This is a genomic window from Parasphingorhabdus sp., assembly GCF_039968395.1.
Taxonomy (GTDB): domain Bacteria; phylum Pseudomonadota; class Alphaproteobacteria; order Sphingomonadales; family Sphingomonadaceae; genus Parasphingorhabdus.
In genome coordinates this window covers 654179-676141 of record NZ_JBDVPV010000001.1, presented here as the reverse complement: position 1 = coordinate 676141, position 21963 = coordinate 654179, and the positions used below count along the sequence as shown (strand labels likewise).

Sequence of the window (21963 nt, the reverse complement as noted above, 5' to 3'; positions counted from 1 at the left end):
GAGCCCTCATGTTTAGCCATATCACTCTCGGCATTGATGATTTTGCCAAAGCCGAACCATTTTACGATGCCATCATGGCGGTACTTGGTCATCCGGTGCTGATGCAGCACCCGCAAGGCAAGGCCTGGGGCGAGCTCACCGGACCAAAATTGTTCATCGGTCCGGCCTTTGACGGCGCCCCTGCCCGCGCTGGCAACGGCAATCATGCAGCCTTCATCGCCGCAAGCAGGGCGCAGGTTGATGCATTTCATGCCGCAGCGCTGGCAAACGGCGGAAGCGGCGAAGGCGCACCGGGATTGCGCCCGCATTATCACCCCAATTATTATGGCGCATATGTTCGTGATCCGGAAGGAAACAAGCTGCAGGCTGTCTGCCACAGTGCGGCCGGCTAAAACCGCATTTTTCCTGCGGAAAGCCCAAAAGACAAAAAGGTGAAAAAGCCTCATGATTGGGGTTGACCAAAGCCCCCGACATCCCTAATTGCCGGGGCTCGCCAATCGGTGATGCCTTCGGGCACTGGTACGGCCCCTTCGTCTAGCGGTTAGGACGCGGCCCTTTCACGGCTGAAACACGGGTTCGATTCCCGTAGGGGTCACCACGCAGTTTTCTCTTTCATGTCAGAAACTTAAATCCCGTTTGGGCACCATGTTTTTGCGTCATTTCGGGGACTTGCACTCCTGAGAACTCGTGTTTCAAGTTCACATGTTGAATTGCGCTAGACTTTGGACAAACATAACCGCTGCAATCTCAAACTGGCAGAAGCGTGTTTTCAAAGCTGACTGTCCGTTTTTGCGGTCAAGGCCGGCGTTGGCATCACTGCCGTGACAACCCAAAGGAGGCGTCAGACATAAATGGTTTAGCTGCCTTTATCTTTCGAATAAGGCCGATCGATTAGAAATGCAGCCATGGTTGCGATCAAAACAATCATAGTACCCCACCATGGAGGAGAAGCTGGTGTCGCGTTCAACACAGAGAGCGTAGCCAAAAGCGTTGGTATGTAAGAAATGAAGACAAGAGCCGGGATCAGGTAGCGCGCCCAAATCTCTCCGCGCCGAGCGGGAATCAGGATCAGGCATATCACAGCGACACCAACCGCAATCCATCCAGCGCCTGCCAAATCCAAAAGCGCGGAGAACAAAATTTGTTCCGAGGTTGTCAGTTCCACCCACTCACGGCCAATTGCAACCGCGTGATACGGCATGAACGTGGGAGAAAAGATGTAAATCAGTCCAAGTATGATGCTGACTATTCCAACACCGAAATAAAGAAATATGGCGGCTTTCCGCAAAACAAGAATCCAGCATGCTGACTATTGATCCTCTTGATATGTAAATCTGCCGGAAGCTGTATGCAAGCCTTCCGCTTGTTTCCAGTTCGCCAGGGGCTCGACATCAAACATTCATGCTCGTGAAAAAGTACATCGCTCGACGTCGATTTTGCCGATGCTCTGAACCAGCAACGTGCATTTTAGTTGGTCAAGGACGCTTCCTGCCGGACAAGGCGCACCATATTGTCCAGCACATAGCCGGCAACCGAACGTGGTTGCGCCGCGATTTGCACACGGCCGGGAACCGGCTGCAGCACGGCCCCTGTATCATGTGTGCTTTTTTCCGCGATCAGACGCACCCGGTAGAGAGCCTCCCGCGGCCGCAGGATATCCTCGTCCCGATCAGATGCAATGGAACCGCCATTGATTGATGACAATATTGGCTGGTTCAGTCTCTCCACCGCATTTGCAGATCGATCAACAAGCTTTACGGCCCTCGACAATTGTGTCGCATCATCCGGAATAAACCGGCCGTAAGCCTCGCTTTCAACACGCCAGATATCATCTTCGCTGACATAAGCCTGAACGTCAAAATCATCCGGCGTGACAACATAGGCAATCACCTCGGCGCCGCCCAGCCAGCGCCCGGAATGAACATCCGGTTTCAAGTCCGTAACGATCCCCGAGATCGGTGCACTCAGAATCAATCGTGCATTTCTGAGCTCGAGACCGGTCAGCCGATCCTGCTCACGCTTCAATTCGCGATCAAGAATTGTGCGATTGGATAGGTCAATATCATCTGCAGCACCGCGGCCAATCTGGAGTTGCAGATTGGAAATCCGTACCTTTGTCGCAGATATCTCCTTTTCCAGATCGGGAGCTGAAAGTTGCAGCAATGGTGTTCCTGCTTTCACTCGGGCACCATTTTGCACGAAGATCTTCTCTATCTTTCCCGGATCACCGGCGACAATCGGGGAGGCGCCGATGGGTGTCAGTACAGCCGGTGCACTGATGTGGCGATCGAGTGGCAGCAGACACAGCAGCAGCGTGATACCGGTCCCGATCAATAATAATCGGGTCCGTGATGTCGCCGCTATCCGGTCTTTCATACTCGCCCAAACCTTGAATTCGGACATCACCGGGCGAGCGACAAAAACAGCAATCTCGACCACGAACAGGATCACCCCCAGCAGCTTGAAAAAAAGCGTATAGACCAGTAGCGCGATTCCGATGAACAATATCAGCCGATAAAGCCAGGTCATCCAGGCGTAGACGATCATCCCGCGCCGCAACGGATCGGGCACCCGTTCGGGAGCATCGTCGCCTAGAGAGAATAGCAACTCACGCAATCGCCAACGTCCCAGCGCAAAGGCACGAGGTTGCAGATTGGGCACGCCCAGCCAGTCCGACAGAACATAATAGCCGTCAAAGCGCATGAACGGATTGAGATTAATTGCCAGGCTCATGACCCAGCTTGTTGTCGCAAGGACAAAGGCAACGCTGCGCAACATGCCATCTGGCAGTAACACCCAGGCCATGGTCGCGAGACCGGCGATCATCAGTTCCACTGTGACACCGGCACAATCAATCATCAGCCGTTGCTTGCGCGAGGTCAGTCGCCACGCGCCGGATGTATCAGTATACAAAACCGGCATCATGACCAGAAAGCTGATCCCCATGCTGGGAATGCGGCAACCAAATCGGGTAGCGGTGTAAGCGTGGCCAAGCTCGTGGAGGATCTTGATTGCGAAAAGACCGAGGCCATAGGCGATCAGACCCTGCCAGCTGAAGAAATAGAGGAAGGACGCCAGGAAACTATCCCATTGACGGGCGACCAGGAACAGGCCGATGAGCGCCAGCAATGCAAAGAAAGTCAAGGCCGGATAGGACCAGAGGGGTGCAACTTTGTCGATCGTCCGTTCGAGGAAAGCTGCGGGTTTGACAATCGGGATGCGGATGAACAGGTAATTATCCAGCATCCATTTCCACCAGGCTTTCCTGGCCGTTTCTCGCTGTTCCGTGAAACTGGAAACCGTGTCTCCGATGGGAGTTACGGTGAGACTGTTGCTCAGCGAAAAGTCGACCACCTGACCAAAGGTATTGTTGATTTCTTCCTCGTCCAGTCCTTCCTCTACCAGATCGTCATTAACTTTCGCCAGATCACCGGAGGCCCAGCGCGCGAGAATACGATATTCAATCCGGCCCAGTTGAAAGAACAGGTGTCGTACCGGATCAAACAACGTCCAGCTTGGCGCGCCGTTGACCAATGCCGCACCCGGTTCGATTCGCAGCTCTTGCCGAAGCGGAGGCAGTAAAGGCCGTTCCGGCTCCCCAGACAGAGCGGCAGTCACAGACCGACTGTTTGTCTGAAGCTCGCGATCGGTCGTTTGAGCAAGGAATAAGCAAGCGGCACCCACTCGCCATAAAGTTTGGCAGTACCGCGTGAGCCGATCCGCGGATTTCCGGATGTCGGCTTGGCGGTAACCGCAAAGGCCAAAATGCCTTCAGCTGTTTGCCGGGCCTGATAGCTGGCATGTTCCACCTTGCCTTCAACGGCCCAAAGCGGTTGGGCATCGAGCCAGATTTTCACACGCGATCCGCTTTCCAGCGCCATTTGCTCGGCCGCCGGCAAATCAATCCGCAATGCAATCTCACCTGGATCTGCGACCTGCAATATCGGGTCACCTACATTGACAGCGCGCCCTTCCCAGTCGCGCCGGTCGCTGTAAATAGCCATTCCCGCACGCGGTGCTTTTATCTGCGACAGGCTCATGACATCATTGGCAAAATTATAATCGGCCTGCGCCAGATCATATTCCGCCCGCAGCGTTGCAATTTCGCGGGTTTCGTCATCTTTTCCAAAAGCAGTACTGGTCGAGCGGTCCACCCGCGCCTTCGCAACCGCCAGCTTTTCCTGCGCAAGCTTGAGTTCGTTGGACAGCTTAACATCATCAAAGGATATCAGCAGAGCGCCTTCTTCCACAGCCGCATTGGGCGCAACGTGAATGCGCGAAATCACCCCCGAAAGCGGCGCTGCGACCATGAACGGGCGTGCTGCCACAACCTCCATGGGAGCGAGCGCCGTCATCCGGACCGGAAACAGGGCAATTACCAACAGCGCGACCATCACGCCGATTTTCTCCTTGCGGCCAAACCGGCCCAGTCGTTTCACCGGCTTGTCACCGGTCAACGCCCGCCAGCTATGCGAGACAGTTTCCGACAAGCGCGTCAGTCGATAACCTTCGCTATCGCGAAACGGTGCTTCCCGCATAACCAGAAGCCCGCCAAAAACCTTTTCCTCGCTGTCGAGCAATGGTTGCCAGCGACATTCTCCATAAGGATATTCTGTCAGCGCGGAATCAACACTCATTCCCTCAAGGGTAAAATCATGCGCGCGATCCAGACCGCTATTTTCGGACAGTTTCGCTATCAGCTTTTCCATAGCCTGAATCAGCGGAGCGTTGCGGTCCACTGAGGATATGCTCGAGGCACAAACGATATGATAGTCATCGCCGAAGCGCGGCTGGCGCATAATAAACATCTGCTCATAGGGCAGGATGCGACGCATTTCGTTGGCGACATGATAATGAAGTTCAGCCACGCCCGGCTGACGGCGCACTTCAGCCTCAAATTGCAGCAGACTGGCGAGCATATTCGCGTCACCGGATATGGGTGCAGCGCCCGCAGCCACAGGCAAGATAGCAATAGGTGCCGGCTCGGGATCAGGAGGGTGGACGGCCATCGGCCTTTACTACCTCTGACTTGGTCGGCCCGCTGGCCGGTGTTTTTTCTGCCGCGCTCTGCGCTGGTTTGTCGGATGGCTTCACAAATATGCCGGTACCGCTCATGCCGGGCAGAACCAGACTTTCGGTTTCATCCACATTGCCCGTAACCCGGATGGTCTTGCTCACCGGATCCACCGAAGCGCCCAGCCGGACAATCTGCCCCGTCACATCCGCACCGGTTTCGTCAATCTTGAAGGTAAAATCCGCACCGGGGCGCAGCCATGTCAGCCAGTTACTGGGCACAATCAGCTCGACCTCGAGATCACCGCCGCTTTGAATGGTCAGCAACGGCTGGCCACTCGCCGCAATCTCTCCGCTATGGCCGATTTGTTCGACAACTGTTCCCGAAAAAGGTGCATATACCGCACAATCGGAAAGATTTGCCTTGATCGCGCTGGCCTCTGCATTCGCCTTACCCAGATTGGCCTTGGCCACCGCAACCTCGTTCTTGCCGATAGCTTCATATTGATCGAGTTCAACATTGGTTTTGTAAGTCACGTCATAAGCATTGGCAGCAGCCTGTGCCGCTTTGAGTTCAGCCCGAATGGCAGAGCAGTCGAATTTCGCGAGCAAAGCACCTTTGCGAAAACTGCGCCCCTTGCCAAACGGCATGGAGGTGATGCGGGCAGTCATTCTCGAGGCGATCGTCGATTCCCGCTTGGGCTTGATAACACCGCGCACGTCGGGATCGGGCTTGGGCGCGGATGTTTTTACTTCTGCCTCAGCACTAGCTTGCGCCGTTTCTTCCGAGGCGCCTGACGCGGCCTCATTGCTCGACCAGTTGGGCCCGTCGCCGCCAGTCGCCAGACCGACGCCGATAGCCGCAACAATCGCTATGCCGCCGCCCCATATCCAGGGGGCAATTGATTTATTCTCGATGTCCGGAGTTTCGTCGCTCATGAAAAAAGCTTTCTATCGCCTATTTGTCGAGCTTCATCGCCGCTTCGCGCTCTTGCCATAGAGTAGCGAGCGACGCAGTCAACGTTCCGACATCCTCACGACCGGTCAGGTCTGGTGCGAAATCATCTATGCCCATCGATGCAAACAGATTGGCATAGGCATTTTGCGCCTCGGCATAAGCGATGTCATATTTGACCTCTGCAACCAGCGTGTTCATTTCCTCCCGCAGCAGGGTCTGCTGGCTGATCGCACCGGCTTTGTGACCAGACCGGATCTGATAGAGAATCTTGTCCTGTACCCGGTTCTGGTGCTCTGCAGTCTGTAATTCTTCCTGCAAATGGCCAAAGCGCGCCCGTGACACATGGACTTGGGTCATCACCGCCATGGTCAACGCCAGCTCGCGTTGTCGCAGCAAGTCATCCTGTGCACGCACTGCCTTTTTCTTAGGACCGAGTTTGAACAGGTTCAGCACATTCCAGCTCGCCCGTGCACCATATTGGAACCAGTTATTGTTGAACAGGAAGTCATTGGAATCGACATTCACACCCAGAATTCCGCGAAAACTGGGCAGCGCAGACAATAGTGCCGCATCCAGTTCCTTGCTGTTGATGCGCTGGCGATAGCTGACCTCGCGCAGTTCAGCGCGGTTTTTCAGGGCGGTCATCATCATGTCCTCGCCCGAATATTTCACGGCGGGAAGATTCTCGGTACGATCTGGCAGGACGAGCGCAAACCTGGTGCCGGGACGCAGGTTCATCAGAGCTGCGAGTTGTGCCTTGGCAACCACCAGTTCGCGTTGCAATTTACGAATCTCCGCCTGAATCTGGACCAACTCACGCTGATAGGTCAACGCTGTCAACGGAGCAGACAGACGGCGCTCGGCCAGTCTCTCACTATTATCGAGCGTTGTACTGACATTGCCCTCCAGTTCCTTCAACTTGGTCAGCAGCCGCTCTGCGCTAACTGCGCGCCAGTAAGAGGTGCGGACATCTTCGATGATCCGGTTGGCCACCTTGCGACGGCGTTCCTGGGAAATCAGAAACTCGTCCGCTTTTTGCTGCGAACGGACATAGGACAGGCCGAAGTCGAGGACGTCCCAGCTCAGCGACAGATCGCCGGTAAAGATATCACGTTCGGATGAAGTTGATGGTTCCAGTGACTGACGACGCGTGATCAGTGAAAGCGAGCTGGCACCGGAAAAATTGTTTCGTCCCGCATAACCTGCATTGGCAACCAGTTGCGGCAACATGTCATAGCGTGACAGATTGAGCTCACGGTTTTTGAGCGCCTCTTCCATCAACTCGACTTTGTAATCGAGATTATATTTCAGTGCGCGCGCCATCGCTTCGTACAGATTTATCGGTGCTGTAACCGGTTCCTGATCGGCATCCACCGCGACGATATTTTCGCGTGCGGTGGTATCGATTTGTGAAGGCGTGAGCGGTTTGGGATTAACCGCGCAACCGGCCAACAAGGCGAGTGCCGAGCAACTCAGAGCAAGTTTCTTGTACATAGTCTGCTTCCCTATCTAGACCTGGAACGCAGCAAGCAGCTGCGCTGTTTCATCTGCAGCGCTGGCGTCTGCCATTGCCATGGCACTGCCCAGGGGAGCAGCACCGTTTGTGTTCTGAGAAAGTTTCAGTTCCTCATCAATCTGGATTTCGCCGGTCGCACCCTGGATGAGGACCGGAATTTCGATAACCTGTCCATCGGCACGTATCGCCCTTACGATCAAACGAACGGTTTCCGCGTCCACTGGCCGTTCGATGATCGCCAGACCGCGTGCATCCATGCGAATCCAGCCCGGCAGCGGGCTGCCATCGCGGGTGCGCAATTGATACTCGACCATGCGCGGATCCCTCTCCGCACCAACATCGCGGATTTCCATATAGATCACACGGTCGCGAACAACCGATTCAATCATCACCTGATCACTGCCCGTTGACAGCTGGCGGACCGAGAAGCCGGTCAGGCCTTCGACCAGAAAGTCTCCGAAGCGCGGATCAAACAGGCGATCGGCGCCAAAGCGCAGATCCCGGATTTTGTCGAGTTGGCTGACCACATCGCTGACGGGGTTGCCGTCAATATCCAGTTCGCCGATGCCATTGAGCGAACGCAATCCGTTCACCGCGGTCAACAGCGGCCGGTTTCCATTCAAATCGGGCGTGTTGTTGAGGGAACGGAAGCTGTTGACTGTATCGTCAATGATCAACGGTGTGGAGATAAACCGATTCACGGGAACCACGATCGTGCTTGGTAACTGGCTGTCAGGGAAACCGATGCCGGGATTGCCGAGCAGGTCATCCACATTGGCATTGGCCTGTGTGACAATCACGGTCGCAATGGATTCAACAAAGCCGCCCTGCCCGTCGCTGACGATATAGGTGATTGTCGCAACACCCTGAAACTCGGGGTCGGCAAAATGCGAAATTGTACCATCGGTATTGATCACCACGGTGCCGATATCGACCTTGGCCGTAAACACGCTCAATGGATCACCATCAGGATCGCTGCCATTGGCGAGTACGTCGATAATCGTTTCCGCGCCGCCAATGCCGAACACTTGTTCATCGCCATCTACCGGCACTTCATTGACGTTACGAACGGTGACAGCAACAGTCGCAGTGGACGTACTGCCATTGCCATCGCTGATCGTATAAGTAATTGTATCTGTACCAAAAAAGTCGACATTGGGCGTATAGGTGACCGTTCCATCCGGGTTGATCGTCACCGTGCCATTAGCTGCGGAAGCCGCGGCGACGGTCAGCGGATCGCCATCCAGATCAACATCATTTGCCAGCACCGGAATGACAACCGGGCGCTCTTCATCCGTGTCGGCAATGTCATTGGCAGCCAGCGGCGGATCGTTGACCGGGCTGACGGTCACGGTGATGGTCGCAGTCGTTAAACCGCCATTGCCGTCACTGACCTGATAGGTGATCACATCCGTACCGTTGAAATTCGGATCGGGTGTGTAGGTTATCGTTCCATCCGGGTTGATCATCACGGTGCCATTGGGTGAAGTCGCACTGGAAATGATCAGCGGATCGCCATCAACGTCACTGGCATCGTCGAGCGGCGACAGGGTGACCGGCGTATCTTCGGGAGTGACTGCAACATCGGGAACAACCACTGGCGGATCGTTGACCGGTGTGACGTCGACAGTGACCGTCGCAGTGGATGTCCCCCCCTGACCATCGCTAACCATATATGTGATTGTTGTCGGGCCGTTGAAATCGGGATCAGGTGTGAAGGTGATGGTGCCGTCAGGATTGATCACCACCGTACCGTTGGGCGAAGTTGCTTCGATCACGGTCAGCGGATCGCCGTCGGCGTCCGTGTCGTTACCGAGCACGGGTATCGTCACAGGTGCATCTTCGGGCGTCGAGACATTGTCGTTCACAGCCACTGGCACGTCGTTCACCGGATTGACGGTGATCGTAGCGGTCGTTGCCGCGAAACCGCCATTGCCGTCCGAGACCGTATAGGTGATTATGTCTGTGCCGTTGAAATTCGGGTTCGGCGCGTAGGTCACGGTACCATCCGGATTGATAGTGACCGTGCCATTAGGCGCCGTTGCGGCTGTCACCGTCAACGGATCACCATCTGCGTCGGTATCATTGTCCAGGATAGAAACAGTTACCGGCGTATCTTCATCGGTCTGCTCGACATCAGGGGTCGCAACCGGTGCGTCATTCGCCGGATCAACTGTCAATGTGACGGTTGCGGTCGCGGTACCACCATTGCCATCGCTGATTGTGTAGGTCACCGTGGTCGTGCCATTGAAATCTGGATTTGGCGCGAAGGTTACTGTGCCATCCGGGTTGATCGTCACCTGACCATCGGGCGATGTTGCGCCCGTTACCGTCAGCGGATCGCCGTCCACGTCGCTATCGTTGCCGAGCACATTGAGGGTAATGGGCGTATCTTCCGGTGTCGCCGCCACGTCATCAACGGCAACCGGCGCATCATTGACCGGATTAACGGTGACATCGACCGTAGCCATGGCAGTGCCACCCTGACCATCACTGATCACGTAGGTAATCGTATCGCTGCCATTGAAATCGGGATCAGGCGTGTAGGTCACCGTGCCATCCGGATTGATAACCACGGTGCCATTGGGCGCGCTGGCCGAGATGACGGTCAGCGGATCACCGTCCACGTCGCTGTCATTGGCGAGAACCGCTATGGTGACCGGGGTTTCTTCATCGGTCACCGTCGCATCATCAACCGCTACAGGCGGATCATTGACGGCGCCCACGGTCACTTCAACCGTGGCGGTGGACGTGCCGCCATTGCCGTCACTGATTGTATAAGTGATCGTGTCAGTACCGTTGAAATCCGGGTTGGGGGTATAGTCAATCGTCCCGTCCGGCCGGATAACCACCGTTCCGTTGGCCGCGCTGGCCGTTGTGACGGTCAGCGGATCGCCATCGGGATCATTGTCATTGGTCAGTACCGGGATATTTACCGGCAGGTCTTCGGATGTTGCTGCAATATCGTTCACTGCAACTGGCGGAGGATTGGTAATCGTCCACGTAAAGCTCTGGTCTACTGTGCCGCCACGGCCATCATCAACGGTAACAACAACCGTATAAACACCGCCGCCAATCTGGCTCGCGCCGTTATCAATCGTACCGGTGATCAGGCCGTTTGCATCGATCGACAGACCAGCAGGCAGCCCGTTCGCCGAGAAGGTCAGTCCATCGCCGTCAACATCAGAGAAATTGGCAGCAACCGAAACGGAAACGGTCGCGCTATCGATGTCGTTCCGCGGCGCAATCGGACTTGCCACCGGTGCGTCATTGACCTCGCCAACGTTGATCTCGACCGTCGCGGTGGACGTGCCACCATTGCCGTCACTGATCGTGTAGGTGATCGTATCTGGTCCGTTATAATCCGGGTTGGGCACATAGTTGATCGTGCCGTCGGGATTGATGGTCACGTCACCATTGCCCGCAGTTGCCAAAGTTACCGTCAATATGTCGCCATCGGGATCCGTATCATTGCCGAGCACATTTATGTCCAGCGGTGTATCTTCGGTCACCGCAATCGGTCCGTCATTGACGGCAACAGGTGGCGGGTTGGTCACGGTCCAGTTGAAGGTGCTCGAAACCATTCCACCATTTCCATCATCCGCTGTAATCGTGACGATATATATACCATCGCCATCAGGTCCGCCCAGCGATGCCGATGGATCAATCGTACCGGTAATATTCCCCGCTGTGTCAATTGACAGTCCCGGCGGCAGGCCCATTTGGGTGAAGGTGAGCATGTCACCGTCAAGGTCGTCAAAGCTGCCGCTGACATCAATTGCAATGACATCCGCATCCGCATTGCCCAGCGCGGCCAGTGGCGCAACCGTTGGCGCATCGTTTTCAGCACCGACGGTCACTGTCACGGTCGATGTAGAGCTGCCACCCTGTCCATCGCTGATCGCGTAGGTGATCGTATCGACACCGTTGAAATTGGCATCTGGCGTATAGGTAAGAGTGCCATCCGGATTGATCACAACCGTTCCATTGGGAGCGCTCGCAGCGGTAACCGTGAGGGTATCGCCATCTGGATCAGTGTCATTGGTCAGGACATCAATCGGCGCCGTCGGCGTGTCCTCTGTTGTAGATGCGCTATCCATTACCGCCGTTGGCCCGGGATTAGTGATGGTCCAGATGAAACTCTGGACAGTTTCCAGCCCGCCATCATCGGTCGCGGTTATCTCAACCTGATAAACGCCGTTATCTGTCTGGCTGGCATCGGCATCAATGGTTCCGGTGATATTTCCGGCGGCATCCATCGACAGACCGTCTGGCAGATTGGTGGCCGTGAATGTAAGCACACCACCTTCCGGATCGCTGAACAGCGGTCCAAAATCAGCGCTGACAGCGTCACCGTCCTCGCTATCGCGGTTGGGCAGGATAGTTCCATCCGGCTCATCGTTGACAGGATCAATGACGATGGTGGCGACGGCGGTTGCAAACTCGCCATTGGCATCTTGAATCGTATAGGTCACGGTTGCTGTACCGTTGAAATCCGGCTCCGGCGTAAAATCGATCGTGCCGTCTGCAAGAATAACCGCTGTGCCGTTTGTCGCCACAGCCGATATTATCACAATTGGCGTCATCGGATCGCCGTCGGGATCGACATCATTGGTCAGGACATCAAGATTGATCAACGTGTCTTCCGTACCAACATAATTGTCATTGATTGCCCGAGGCGGTTCGTTGGTGATCGTCCAGGTAAAGACAGTGCTGACCATCAACCCGGCCGCGTCTGTTGCAGTAACCGTCACCGTATAAGCACCGCCCGGCACGTCGGAAGAAGCCGTTGCACCTGTCGTTCCGGACACTTCGCCGGTCATCGGATTAAAAGTCAGTCCCGTCGGCAGGCCGGTGATATTGTATGTGAGCGTCGCATCATCGACATCGCTAAAGGCCGATCCCAGCGGAACTGTTATGGCTTCGTTGTTTGAGTCAAACAGATCTGGCAGACCGACTGTTTCCGGTGCATCGTTCACCGCCGTCACTGTCACTTCAACCGTCGCGGTCGCGGTGCCGCCATTGCCGTCACTGATCGTGTAGACAATCGTGTCAACACCGGTGAAATTGGGATCCGGCTGATAGGTAATTGTTCCGTCGGCTTCCAATACAATCACACCATTGGCGCTGTCGGCAGAAATCACCGTCAAATCATCCCCGTCGGGATCGTTGTCATTTGCCAGCACCGAAATATTGACCGCGGTATCTTCGGCAGTTGTGGCGACATCATCGGCTGCGGTTGGTGGAGGGTTGTTCACTGTCCACGTAAAGATCGAATCCACCATGCCGCCATTGCCATCATCAGCAGTGATTGTGACCGTATAGACACCGCCATTCAGCTGACTCGCCTGATTATCAATCGTCCCCGTGATTACACCATTTGCATCAATCGACAGACCGGCCGGCAGTCCGCTGGCGGTAAAAGTCAGCATGTCACCATCGAGGTCTTCAAAGCTGCCACTAACGTCAACAGAAACAACATCCGCATCGTCGTTGGTCTGGTTGTTGAGCGGAGGATCCGCAGTTGGCGCGTCGTTGACGGCGACAACCGTGACTTCAACGGTTGCGGTCGAGGTGCCGCCATTGCCGTCACTGATTGAATAGGTAATCGTGTCGGTGCCGTTAAAATTGGCCGCAGGGGTGTAAATAAGTGTGCCGTCGGGATTGATAGTGACAACCCCGTTGGGCGCGGTGGCGCTGATCACCGTCAGATCGTCTCCATCCGGATCAGTGTCATTGGCCAGTACGGCAATCGGCGCACTCGGCGTATCTTCATTTGTCGTTGCCAAGTCGTTTGTCGCCGTCGGCGCCGGATTGGTGACAAACCACGCAAAGGTGCCATCCACTGTTCCGCCATTGCCGTCATCAGCAGTGACAGTCACCATATAGACGCCGCCATTTAGCTGACTCGCCTGATTATCAATCGTCCCGGTGATCACGCCATTTGCATCAATCGACAGGCCGGCGGGCAGGCCGATGGCGGTAAAGGTCAGCGTGTCGCCGTCCAGATCGCTGAACTTGTCGCTGATATCCACCGAGACAACATCAGCATCTTCATTGCTGAGATCAGAGATCGGAATATCGACTTCGGGCGGGTCGTTAACTGGCGTTATGGTGACTTCCACCGTGGCGGTCGAGGTACCACCATTGCCGTCGCTGATCGTGTAGGTAATCGTATCGGTACCGTTGAAATCCTGATCGGGCGTGTAGGTGATGGTGCCATCGGGATTGATCATCACCGTGCCATTGGGTGCGGTGGCTATTGTGACGGTCAGATCATCGCCGTCGGGATCGTTGTCGTTGGCGAGCACATCGACAGTAACCGGTGTGTCTTCATCGGTCGAAGCGATATCGTTGGTCGCGGTCGGAGCCGGATTTGTGACTGTGTAGGTGAAGACGGAGTCGACCGTACCACCATTGCCGTCATCGGCAGTGACAGTCACCGTATAGATACCGCCATTGACCTGACTGGCCTGGTTATCAATCGTCCCGGTAATCAGGCCGGTATCCTGATCAATCGAGAGACCCGCAGGAAGACCTGCAGCCGTAAACGTCAATGTGTCACCATCAACATCACTGAAGTTTCCGGCCGTCGGAATCGAAGCCATTTCCCCATCAATGCCAACAACGTTCGGCAGCGGGCTATCGGCAACGGGTGCATCATTAACCGGCGTTACAATGATTTCGACCATCGCAGTCGAAGTCCCGCCATTCCCGTCACTGATCGTGTAGGTGATGGTGTCGGTGCCGTTAAAATCCTGATTGGGCGTGTAAGTAATCGTCCCGTCTGGATTGATGGTAACGAGGCCATTGGCAGCGGTCGCTGATGTCACGGACAGGGCATCGCCATCCGGATCATTGTCATTGTCAAGGACCGGGATGATGACCGGTACATCTTCATCTGTTGTTGCCATATCATCGGTGGCAACCGGAGCCGGATTATTCACTTCCCAGACGAATACCTGGCTCACCGTTCCGCCATTGCCATCATCGGCGGTGACTGTAACGCTGTAGATACCATCGCCATCGGGACCACCTTGCGACGCATCGGGATCGATCGTACCGGTAATATTCCCCGCTGAATCGATCACCAGACCGGATGGAAGTCCAATGGCGGAGAAGGTAAGACTATCGCCGTCAACATCGGTAAAATTGCCACTGACATCAACCGCGATGACATCCGCATCATTGTCATTTTGCGGTGCAATTGGCGTAGCGACAGGCGCGTCATTGACTGCATTGACCGTCACTTCAACAGTGGAGGTGGAGAAACCGCCCTGCCCGTCACTGATCGTGTAGGTGATGGTGTCGACACCATTAAAATCCGGATCGGGGACATAAGTCACTGTACCATCAGGATTAATCGTTACCGTGCCATTGGGCGCATCAACCGCCGTTACAGTTAGCGTATCACCATCAATATCCGTGTCATTGGCCAATACGGCAATATCCACCGGTGTGTCCTCATCGGTGGTTGCGCTGTCCATATTCGCGACCGGCGGGTCATTGACTGCATCAACGGTGACAGCAACTGTGGCGGTAGACGTACCACCATTGCCGTCACTAATCGTATAGCTGATCGTTGTCGGACCGTTGAAATTCGGGTTCGGTGTGAAAGTGATCGTGCCGTCCGGATTGATCGTCACCGTGCCATCGGGCGATGTCGCAGCGGTTACTGTCAAAGGGTCACCGTCGATGTCCGTATCATTGCCGAGCACGCCAATAACCACTGGTGTATCTTCGTTGGTAGTCGCAACATCATCCACCGCAACGGGCGGATCGTTGACCGCATTGACCGTCACGTCCACGGCAGCGGTAGAAGTGCCGCCATTGCCGTCACTGATCGTATAAGTGATCGTGTCGGTTCCGTTGAAGTTCGCATCCGGTACGTAGGTCAATGTCCCGTCTGTCGCTATCGTCACGGTACCGTTCAAAGCCGTCGCCATGGTGACCGTCAGCGGGTCTCCGTCCGGATCAGTGTCATTGGTCAGAACGGTGACATCAACCGCTGTGTCTTCATCCGTCACGGCCGAATCATTCACTGCAGTTGGTGCAGGGTTGGTCACGGTCCAGGTGAACGTCTCACTGGAGGTCAGACCATCCGGGTCTGTGCCAGTCACAGTGACAGAATAGACGCCGCCATTGGGCTGGCTGGCATTGCGATCAATCGTGCCGCTGATAATGCCCGTTGCGGGATCCATGCTCAATCCGGCGGGCAGACCGGTAACGCCAAAGCTCAGCGTATCGCCATCCAGATCGCTAAAGAAACTTCCCGTATCAACTGAAATCGATTGGTTATCCTCATGGGTGACATCCGGTATCGTTAGCGACTCCGGCGCGTCATTGACCGCAGCCACATCCACCGTCAGCGTTGCCGTGGCCGTACCACCCTGACCATCGGAAACCGTGTAAGTAACGACCGCAGTACCGTTGAAATTATCAGCCGGGGTGAAGGTCAATGTGCCGTCCGGATTGACGACGACCGTACCGTCTGAAGTGCTGGCTGCGGTGATCGTCAAAGGATCACCATCCGGATCGCTGTCATTCGCCAGTACAGCAACTGTTACTGGCGTGTCTTCAGGCGTACTCGCCACGTCATTGACTGCTATCGGCGGAATATTCTGGATCGAGTAGACAAAGGTTGTCGATACGGATTCGCCGGAAGGATCGGTGGCCGTGACGGTCACAACAAACGGTCCATTGACGGAACTGTCGGAAGCCAGTGTGCCGGTTATCAGTCCCGTATCCGGGTCAATCGTCAGTGCCGGCGGCAGACCCGAGGCAGAAAACGTCAGATCATCGCCATCTATGTCATTAAATCCCTGCGCCGTAGGAATCGAGACATCCGCTCCATCTTCGCCATTTTGATTGGCCAGCCCGACTGTAGTTGGCCCATCGTTTACCGGCGTAACCGTAACGGTGACAGTTGCTGTCGAGAAACCGCCTTCGCCATCGCTAATCGTATAGATGATCGTGTCTTCGCCGTTAAAATTGGCATCGGGACTATAGGCCAGACTACCATCGGGATTGATCGTGACGGTGCCGTTGCCTGCCTCCGCCTCGGTAACCGTCAATGGATCACCATCTGCATCAACATCATTGGTCAGCACCGCGACGTTAACGGCAGTATCTTCGTCTGTTGTCACCGCATCATTGGTGGCCACCGGAGCCGGATTGGTCACTGTCCAATCAAAGCTCGTGGAAACACTGCCGCCGCGCCCATCATCGGCGGTGACGGTAACGGTGTATACACCGCCGTTCACCTGACTGGCACTGCGATCAATCGTACCTGAGATCACACCTGTAGCGGGATCAATAGTCAATCCGGCAGGCAGTCCGGTTGCGGCGTAATTCAACATATCGCCGTCTGGGTCGCTGAACGCGCCCGCAACCGGCAGACTGATCACCTGACTGTCGAGATTGGTCTGATCACCGATACTGCCATTGGATGTCGGCGTGTCATTGACATCCGCAACCGAGACAAGGATTTCGGCCATTGAGGTACCACCCTCGCCATCTGAAATCTCATAGGTGATCGTATCGGTACCGTTGAAGCCGGAATTGGGGGTATAGGTTACCGTGCCATCGGGATTGATCACCACGCTACCGTTCACCGCGCTGGCTGCAGTGATAGTGAGATCATCGCCATCCGGGTCGCTGTCATTGGCCAGGGGTGAAATCGTAACCGCCGTGTCTTCATCGGTAGATGCGCCGTCGTCAACTGCCGTCGGACCGGGATTGGTAACATTGAAAGTGATTGTCTCGGTCGCGGTCCCGCCATTGCCATCCGAAACAGTTATCGTTGCGGTATACACACCGCCATCCGTTTGGCTGGCGCTGTTGTCGATCGTGCCGGATATCACGCCGCTGTCGGGATCAATCGACAGTCCAGGCGGCAGATCCGCTGCCGCAAATGTCAACGTATCACCATCAACATCCGAAAAATTACCTGCAATCGGAACGGATATAACCGCCCCGTCCTGCGTATCTTGGGGTGGCAGGGCTGTCCCGACAGGCGCGTCATTTTCCGGATTTACTGTAACCGTAATCGTCGCTGTTGCGGTTCCCCCTTCGCCATCACTGATCGTATAGGTGATGGTTGCGGTCCCATTGAAATTCGCAGGCGGGACATAGTTGACCTGATTGCCAACAACCGTGGCCTGACCCACCGAAGCCGCCGCAGCGATCAACGTGATCGGATCACCATCCGGATCGCTGTCATTGGGCAGCACATCTATCAGGACCGGCGTGTCTTCATTGGTTGTCGCCGTATCGTCGACTGCAATCGGCCCCGGATTGGTTACGGTCCAGCTGAATGTCTGCGTAGCGTCCAGCCCACCGGCATCGGTAGCCGTCACTGTGACGGTATAAATGCCGTTTGATCCGCCCTGACTGGCAGAACGATCAATGGTTCCGGTGATTTCACCGGTATTCGCATCAATCCCCAGGCCAGCTGGAAGGCCCGATACGGAATAGTTCAACGATGCATCATCGCTATCCGTGAAGCCACCGGCAGTCGAGATGCTGATACCGCTATCCGCATCCAAATTGGTTTGCGGTGGAAGCGAACCCACGGGTGTTGGCGCATCATTGACCGCAGCAACGGTGACTTCGACTGTTGCTGTCGCTGTCCCGCCTTCTCCATCACTAATCGTGTAAGTGATCGTATCTGTGCCATTAAAACCGGCGTTTGGCGTGTAGGTCAGTGTGCCGTCGGGATTGATCACGACAATTCCGCTGGCGGCACTCGCCGCTGTCACAGACAGGTCGTCGCCATCGGGGTCATTGTCATTGCCAAGCACATTGACGGTAACCGCGGTATCTTCATCGGTGGACGTGACATCATCAGTTGCTGTCGGGCCGGGATTGGTGACCGTCCAGGCAAATGTCTGGATCGCGGGTGCTCCCTGAAAATCGGTCGCGGTGATCGTGACCATATAGACACCATTGGTCCCGCCTTGACTGGCGCTGTTGTCGATCGTTCCGGTGATTTCACCGCTATTGGAATTGATCGAAAGTCCGGGCGGCAGACCGGTTGCGCTGTAGCTGATTGTTGGACCATCCACATCGACAAAACCCGAAGCTGTGGCAACGCTGACGCCGGTATCTGCATCTACATTCGTCTGGGGCTGCAACGTCCCGACCGCTTCCGGCCCGTCATTCACCGCAACGACTGTCATGCTATAGACCGCCGTATCCGTGCCACCTTCACCGTCACTGATGGTATAGGTGATCACATCATTACCATTGAAATTGGCATTTGGTGTGTAGGTCAACGTACCATCGGGATTAATAACGACCGAACCATTTGGCGCGCTCGCTGCAATGACCGTTAACGGGGCATCGCCATCGGGGTCGCGGTCATTTGCCAGCACATCTATAATGGCTGCCGTATCTTCGTTGGTCGCACCGCCATCATTATTGGCTTGTGGCGGCGGATTGGTAATCGCCCATGCGAAGCTTTGGGTCGCAGACAGGCCGTCCGGATCCGTCGCTGTTACAACAATATCGTACACCCCGCCGGAGCCGCCCTGACTGGCGCTATTGTCGATCGTCCCAGTGATCGCACCGGTATTGGCATTAATCGACAGACCTGGCGGCAAACCGGTTGCCGAAAATGTAAGATCCGAATTCTGATTATCCGGGTCACTAAAACCCTGTGATGTACCGACAAAAATGCCCTGCGCCGCATCCACATTGCTCTGTGAAGGTAGATTTCCGACCGGCCTCGGCGCTTCATTTACCGGCGTAACCGTGATGTCAACGGTCGCAGTTGATGTACCGCCACGACCATCGCTGATCGTGTAGGTAATCGTGTCCGTGCCGGAAAACTGGTTATTGGGCGTGTAGTTCAGCGTACCATCACCGTTGATGACAACCATGCCGTTGGATGCACTGGCGGAAACGACTGTCAACGTGTCTCCATCCCCATCAAAATCATTGGCGAGTACGTTGATATTGCTTATCGTCGTGTTTTCGGGCGTCGTCTGGTCAGCATCGTTCACCGCGGTTGGCGGATCATTGATTTCGAGGACACTGATGGTCGAGGTTGCGACGTTGGAACTCAACACCGCATTGGCAAAGCTGATGGTGATGTTGCGATCGATCTCGGATGGCCGCTCGGTTGTATTTTCAAATGTGATCGCGCGCAATGCCAGACGATAATCTCTGGCACTATCTGCTCCTGTCAATTCCACGCCGGTATCGGTGCGGGTATAACTGATCCCGCGAACAATGCCCGATGCCGCTGCAGAACCATTGACTAGCAAGCGGTCACCAGTCTGCGCATTGGTCAGCGTTACGCTTGCACTTTCAACACTGCCGTCGGGATTTGTAATCCGTACATCCCGATCTACGATCCCAACACCATTGCGGTTTTCTACATAAGTTCCCTTATAGGCAGATCCGCTCGCTGTGCTGTCATTTCGGTCGAGATCCAGTCGCGGGATCGAAACCGTTGTGCCGCCTGTTCCCAGATTGAAATCCAGATCGCCATCATGACTGAAGCCCGCCCGAGGAACCCCGGAGGCAGGATCAATATTATAAGTGATCGTGAAATTGCTGGTATCCAGCCAGTTAAAACGAGCCGCCGAACCAGCCTGGGGCGGAAAGGAATTTTCGCTTTGTGTACCAGAAGCCGTAACCTCACCGACAATGGAGGTATCAAATTCGATATTTGATGTTCCGGCATTCTGGAATGATGACAGTGTGTCTGTGCTCACCGTGACAAATTCGCGGCTACGGGGCTGTCCTGCGGTACCGTCAATGTCAGCGACCGTGTATGATACATCAATTTCAACCGGCGCACCGCTTGCGGTAAAGAAGATATCCCAGCGCACTTCGGCGGTAGCAAGTGGCCCCCCGTTGCTGTTCAACAAGAATCCAGGATCGTCGTTGGTTCCTGTCGGTCGATCGAACTGGATATTGTCACCGGCTGTAATGGAAACAATCGTGGCACGAATCGAGATCGATTGACCGGCGACCGAACCGACATTGTCCCATGTCGCTGTTGCGCCTGTAGTCTGGCCAGGCGAGCGGCCTCCCGGAAAATTGGATGTACCGGTTGAAATGACAGTGCCATTGGCATCGCGCACGGTCAGTGAGTTGTTCGGTGCCGAAATAGAAGTTGGCGCCAGCAATCCATCCCAGTCACGGGCGACCAGTGACGCAGTTTCGACCTGGCCCAGTCGATTTTCCAGCGTCCAGTCACCGCCGCGCAATATGCTGCCCGTATCGTCGATCGATGCCGCGACATCTGCACCGGTTGTTGCCGCCAATGCGTTCATCAATTGCCGGCCCGCATCATCCGCACCGACATCACAGCCGTAAATCAATATGTCGCCATTGGTCGACAGCTTCGCGCCTATTGATGCCAGCGAGGATGACAACGCCCCCGACACCGAAGCACTGTCAACTTGCGTTGTCCCCAGCCAGAAAACACCTTCATCGCCATGACTGATGATATGGATCGCGCCAATATCATTTGCACCAGCCAGCGCGGTCATGATCTGATCAATGCCGTCCCGGTTGCCGTCGATCAGAACGACAATGCCTTTGCTCGCCCATGTTTCGGCCAGTTCCTGATAGCCCTCAACATTGGTGTCGATAAATATGTAATCCTGCGCAGCAGCAGCGGGAAGTGATCCCGCAATAACTCCGTCAGCCGGATCAACCGATGTGCTGTACGATATCGCGGTTGCTTTGAAACGGTCGTCATTGTCGTCAATGACAAACCGATCAACAAGTTCACCGGTTGCCGGCAATGCCTCCGCCAGGATCTGGGTTTCCCGCAAATTCTGGGTTTGCGCTGAAATCGCCAGCGGCTTCTCGGCGATATGCTGAGCAGAAAGATAGTCGGGAAGAGCAGTTTCCAGCACCTCCTTTGCCGCAATGTCAGCTTTCTGTCCGCCTTCTTCGATGACTTGATCATCCGCGACACCGATATTCCAACCCGAAACTTCAATCTGACCAACTTGCGTCGAGATGATCGAAAACCGTTCTTCGTTTGTAACAGGAGAATCTGACGCTCCCGCGGTTGTCGCTGTCCACTGCCAACCATTTCTGTCACTGGCGATATCAAAATTCTGACCAGAGCTCTCGCCCGACCAATCCGGATTGCCAGCGCTCACCCAATTGGGTGGCAGCAATTCTGGTGACAGATCACGGAGGTTAACCGGCATGGCGCCAGCGCCCGCGAAAGACGCAAGGTTTTGCCGATTATCACTGGAAATGAGTGCCGCAGCGGGACCGCTTTCAACAAATGCCGAGAGACCGGCGGCAGCAGGGTGATGTGTCGAGCCTTCGACCACCGTGGCAGCCGTCGCAATCGCCGCGCCATCGAACATCATTCGCGGTTCAAGGGCGATCAAATGGCTTTGTACAGGGCGATCAGGTTTAGCCATTTGCTTTACTCCCGGGATATCGGCAACGATAGCTTTAATCGAGCTAACAGTTTGAATCTCAACACATAGCCAAA

At 55.2% G+C, this 21963-nt stretch carries 7 protein-coding genes and 1 tRNA gene; 2 read left to right on the top strand and 6 right to left on the bottom strand.

Annotated elements, in window-relative coordinates; translation table 11 throughout:
- Positions 1-8 precede the first annotated feature (8 nt).
- Positions 9-392, top strand: a complete 384-nt coding sequence (locus tag ABJI30_RS03245) for a VOC family protein (RefSeq protein ID WP_348015472.1) — start codon at positions 9-11, stop codon at positions 390-392.
- A gap of 131 nt (positions 393-523) precedes the next feature.
- Positions 524-598, top strand: a tRNA-Glu gene (locus ABJI30_RS03240).
- Positions 599-856: 258 nt separating this feature from the next.
- Here the strand turns inward: ABJI30_RS03240 and ABJI30_RS03235 are convergent.
- From ABJI30_RS03235 to ABJI30_RS03210, 6 genes are all read right to left on the bottom strand, one after another.
- Complete coding sequence (locus ABJI30_RS03235) at positions 857-1288, bottom strand: hypothetical protein (RefSeq protein ID WP_348015471.1); 432 nt, start codon at positions 1286-1288, stop codon at positions 857-859.
- 179 nt (positions 1289-1467) lie between these two features.
- The gene (locus ABJI30_RS03230) at positions 1468-3618 is read right to left on the bottom strand and encodes a biotin/lipoyl-binding protein (protein ID WP_348015470.1); all 2151 of its coding nucleotides are present in this window, start codon (positions 3616-3618) and stop codon (positions 1468-1470) included.
- A complete protein-coding gene (locus ABJI30_RS03225; RefSeq protein ID WP_348015469.1) occupies positions 3615-5009 on the bottom strand; it encodes an HlyD family efflux transporter periplasmic adaptor subunit in 1395 nt (464 codons plus the stop codon). The genes ABJI30_RS03230 and ABJI30_RS03225 overlap by 4 nt, the downstream gene beginning before the upstream one ends.
- Positions 4990-5952 (bottom strand): efflux RND transporter periplasmic adaptor subunit, encoded by a 963-nt coding sequence (locus tag ABJI30_RS03220; protein ID WP_348015468.1) that lies wholly within the window; start codon positions 5950-5952, stop codon positions 4990-4992. Before ABJI30_RS03220 ends, ABJI30_RS03225 begins: the two co-directional genes overlap by 20 nt.
- A gap of 19 nt (positions 5953-5971) precedes the next feature.
- The gene (locus tag ABJI30_RS03215; RefSeq protein ID WP_348015467.1) at positions 5972-7465 is read right to left on the bottom strand and encodes a TolC family protein; all 1494 of its coding nucleotides are present in this window, start codon (positions 7463-7465) and stop codon (positions 5972-5974) included.
- A 15-nt stretch (positions 7466-7480) separates the two neighbouring features.
- Positions 7481-21889: an Ig-like domain-containing protein gene (locus ABJI30_RS03210; RefSeq protein WP_348015466.1), complete on the bottom strand. Its 14409-nt coding sequence runs from the start codon at positions 21887-21889 to the stop codon at positions 7481-7483.
- Positions 21890-21963: the final 74 nt, after the last annotated feature.

Bases quoted from the DNA above. Each gene is read 5' to 3' on its own strand.
- ABJI30_RS03220 (WP_348015468.1), bottom strand. From the start codon at position 5,952: ATGAGCGACGAAACTCCGGACATCGAGAATAAATCAATTGCCCCCTGG.
- ABJI30_RS03215 (WP_348015467.1), bottom strand. From the start codon at position 7,465: ATGTACAAGAAACTTGCTCTGAGTTGCTCGGCACTCGCCTTGTTGGCC.
- ABJI30_RS03225 (WP_348015469.1), bottom strand. From the start codon at position 5,009: ATGGCCGTCCACCCTCCTGATCCCGAGCCGGCACCTATTGCTATCTTG.
- ABJI30_RS03210 (WP_348015466.1), bottom strand. From the start codon at position 21,889: ATGGCTAAACCTGATCGCCCTGTACAAAGCCATTTGATCGCCCTTGAA.
- ABJI30_RS03245 (WP_348015472.1), top strand. From the start codon at position 9: ATGTTTAGCCATATCACTCTCGGCATTGATGATTTTGCCAAAGCCGAA.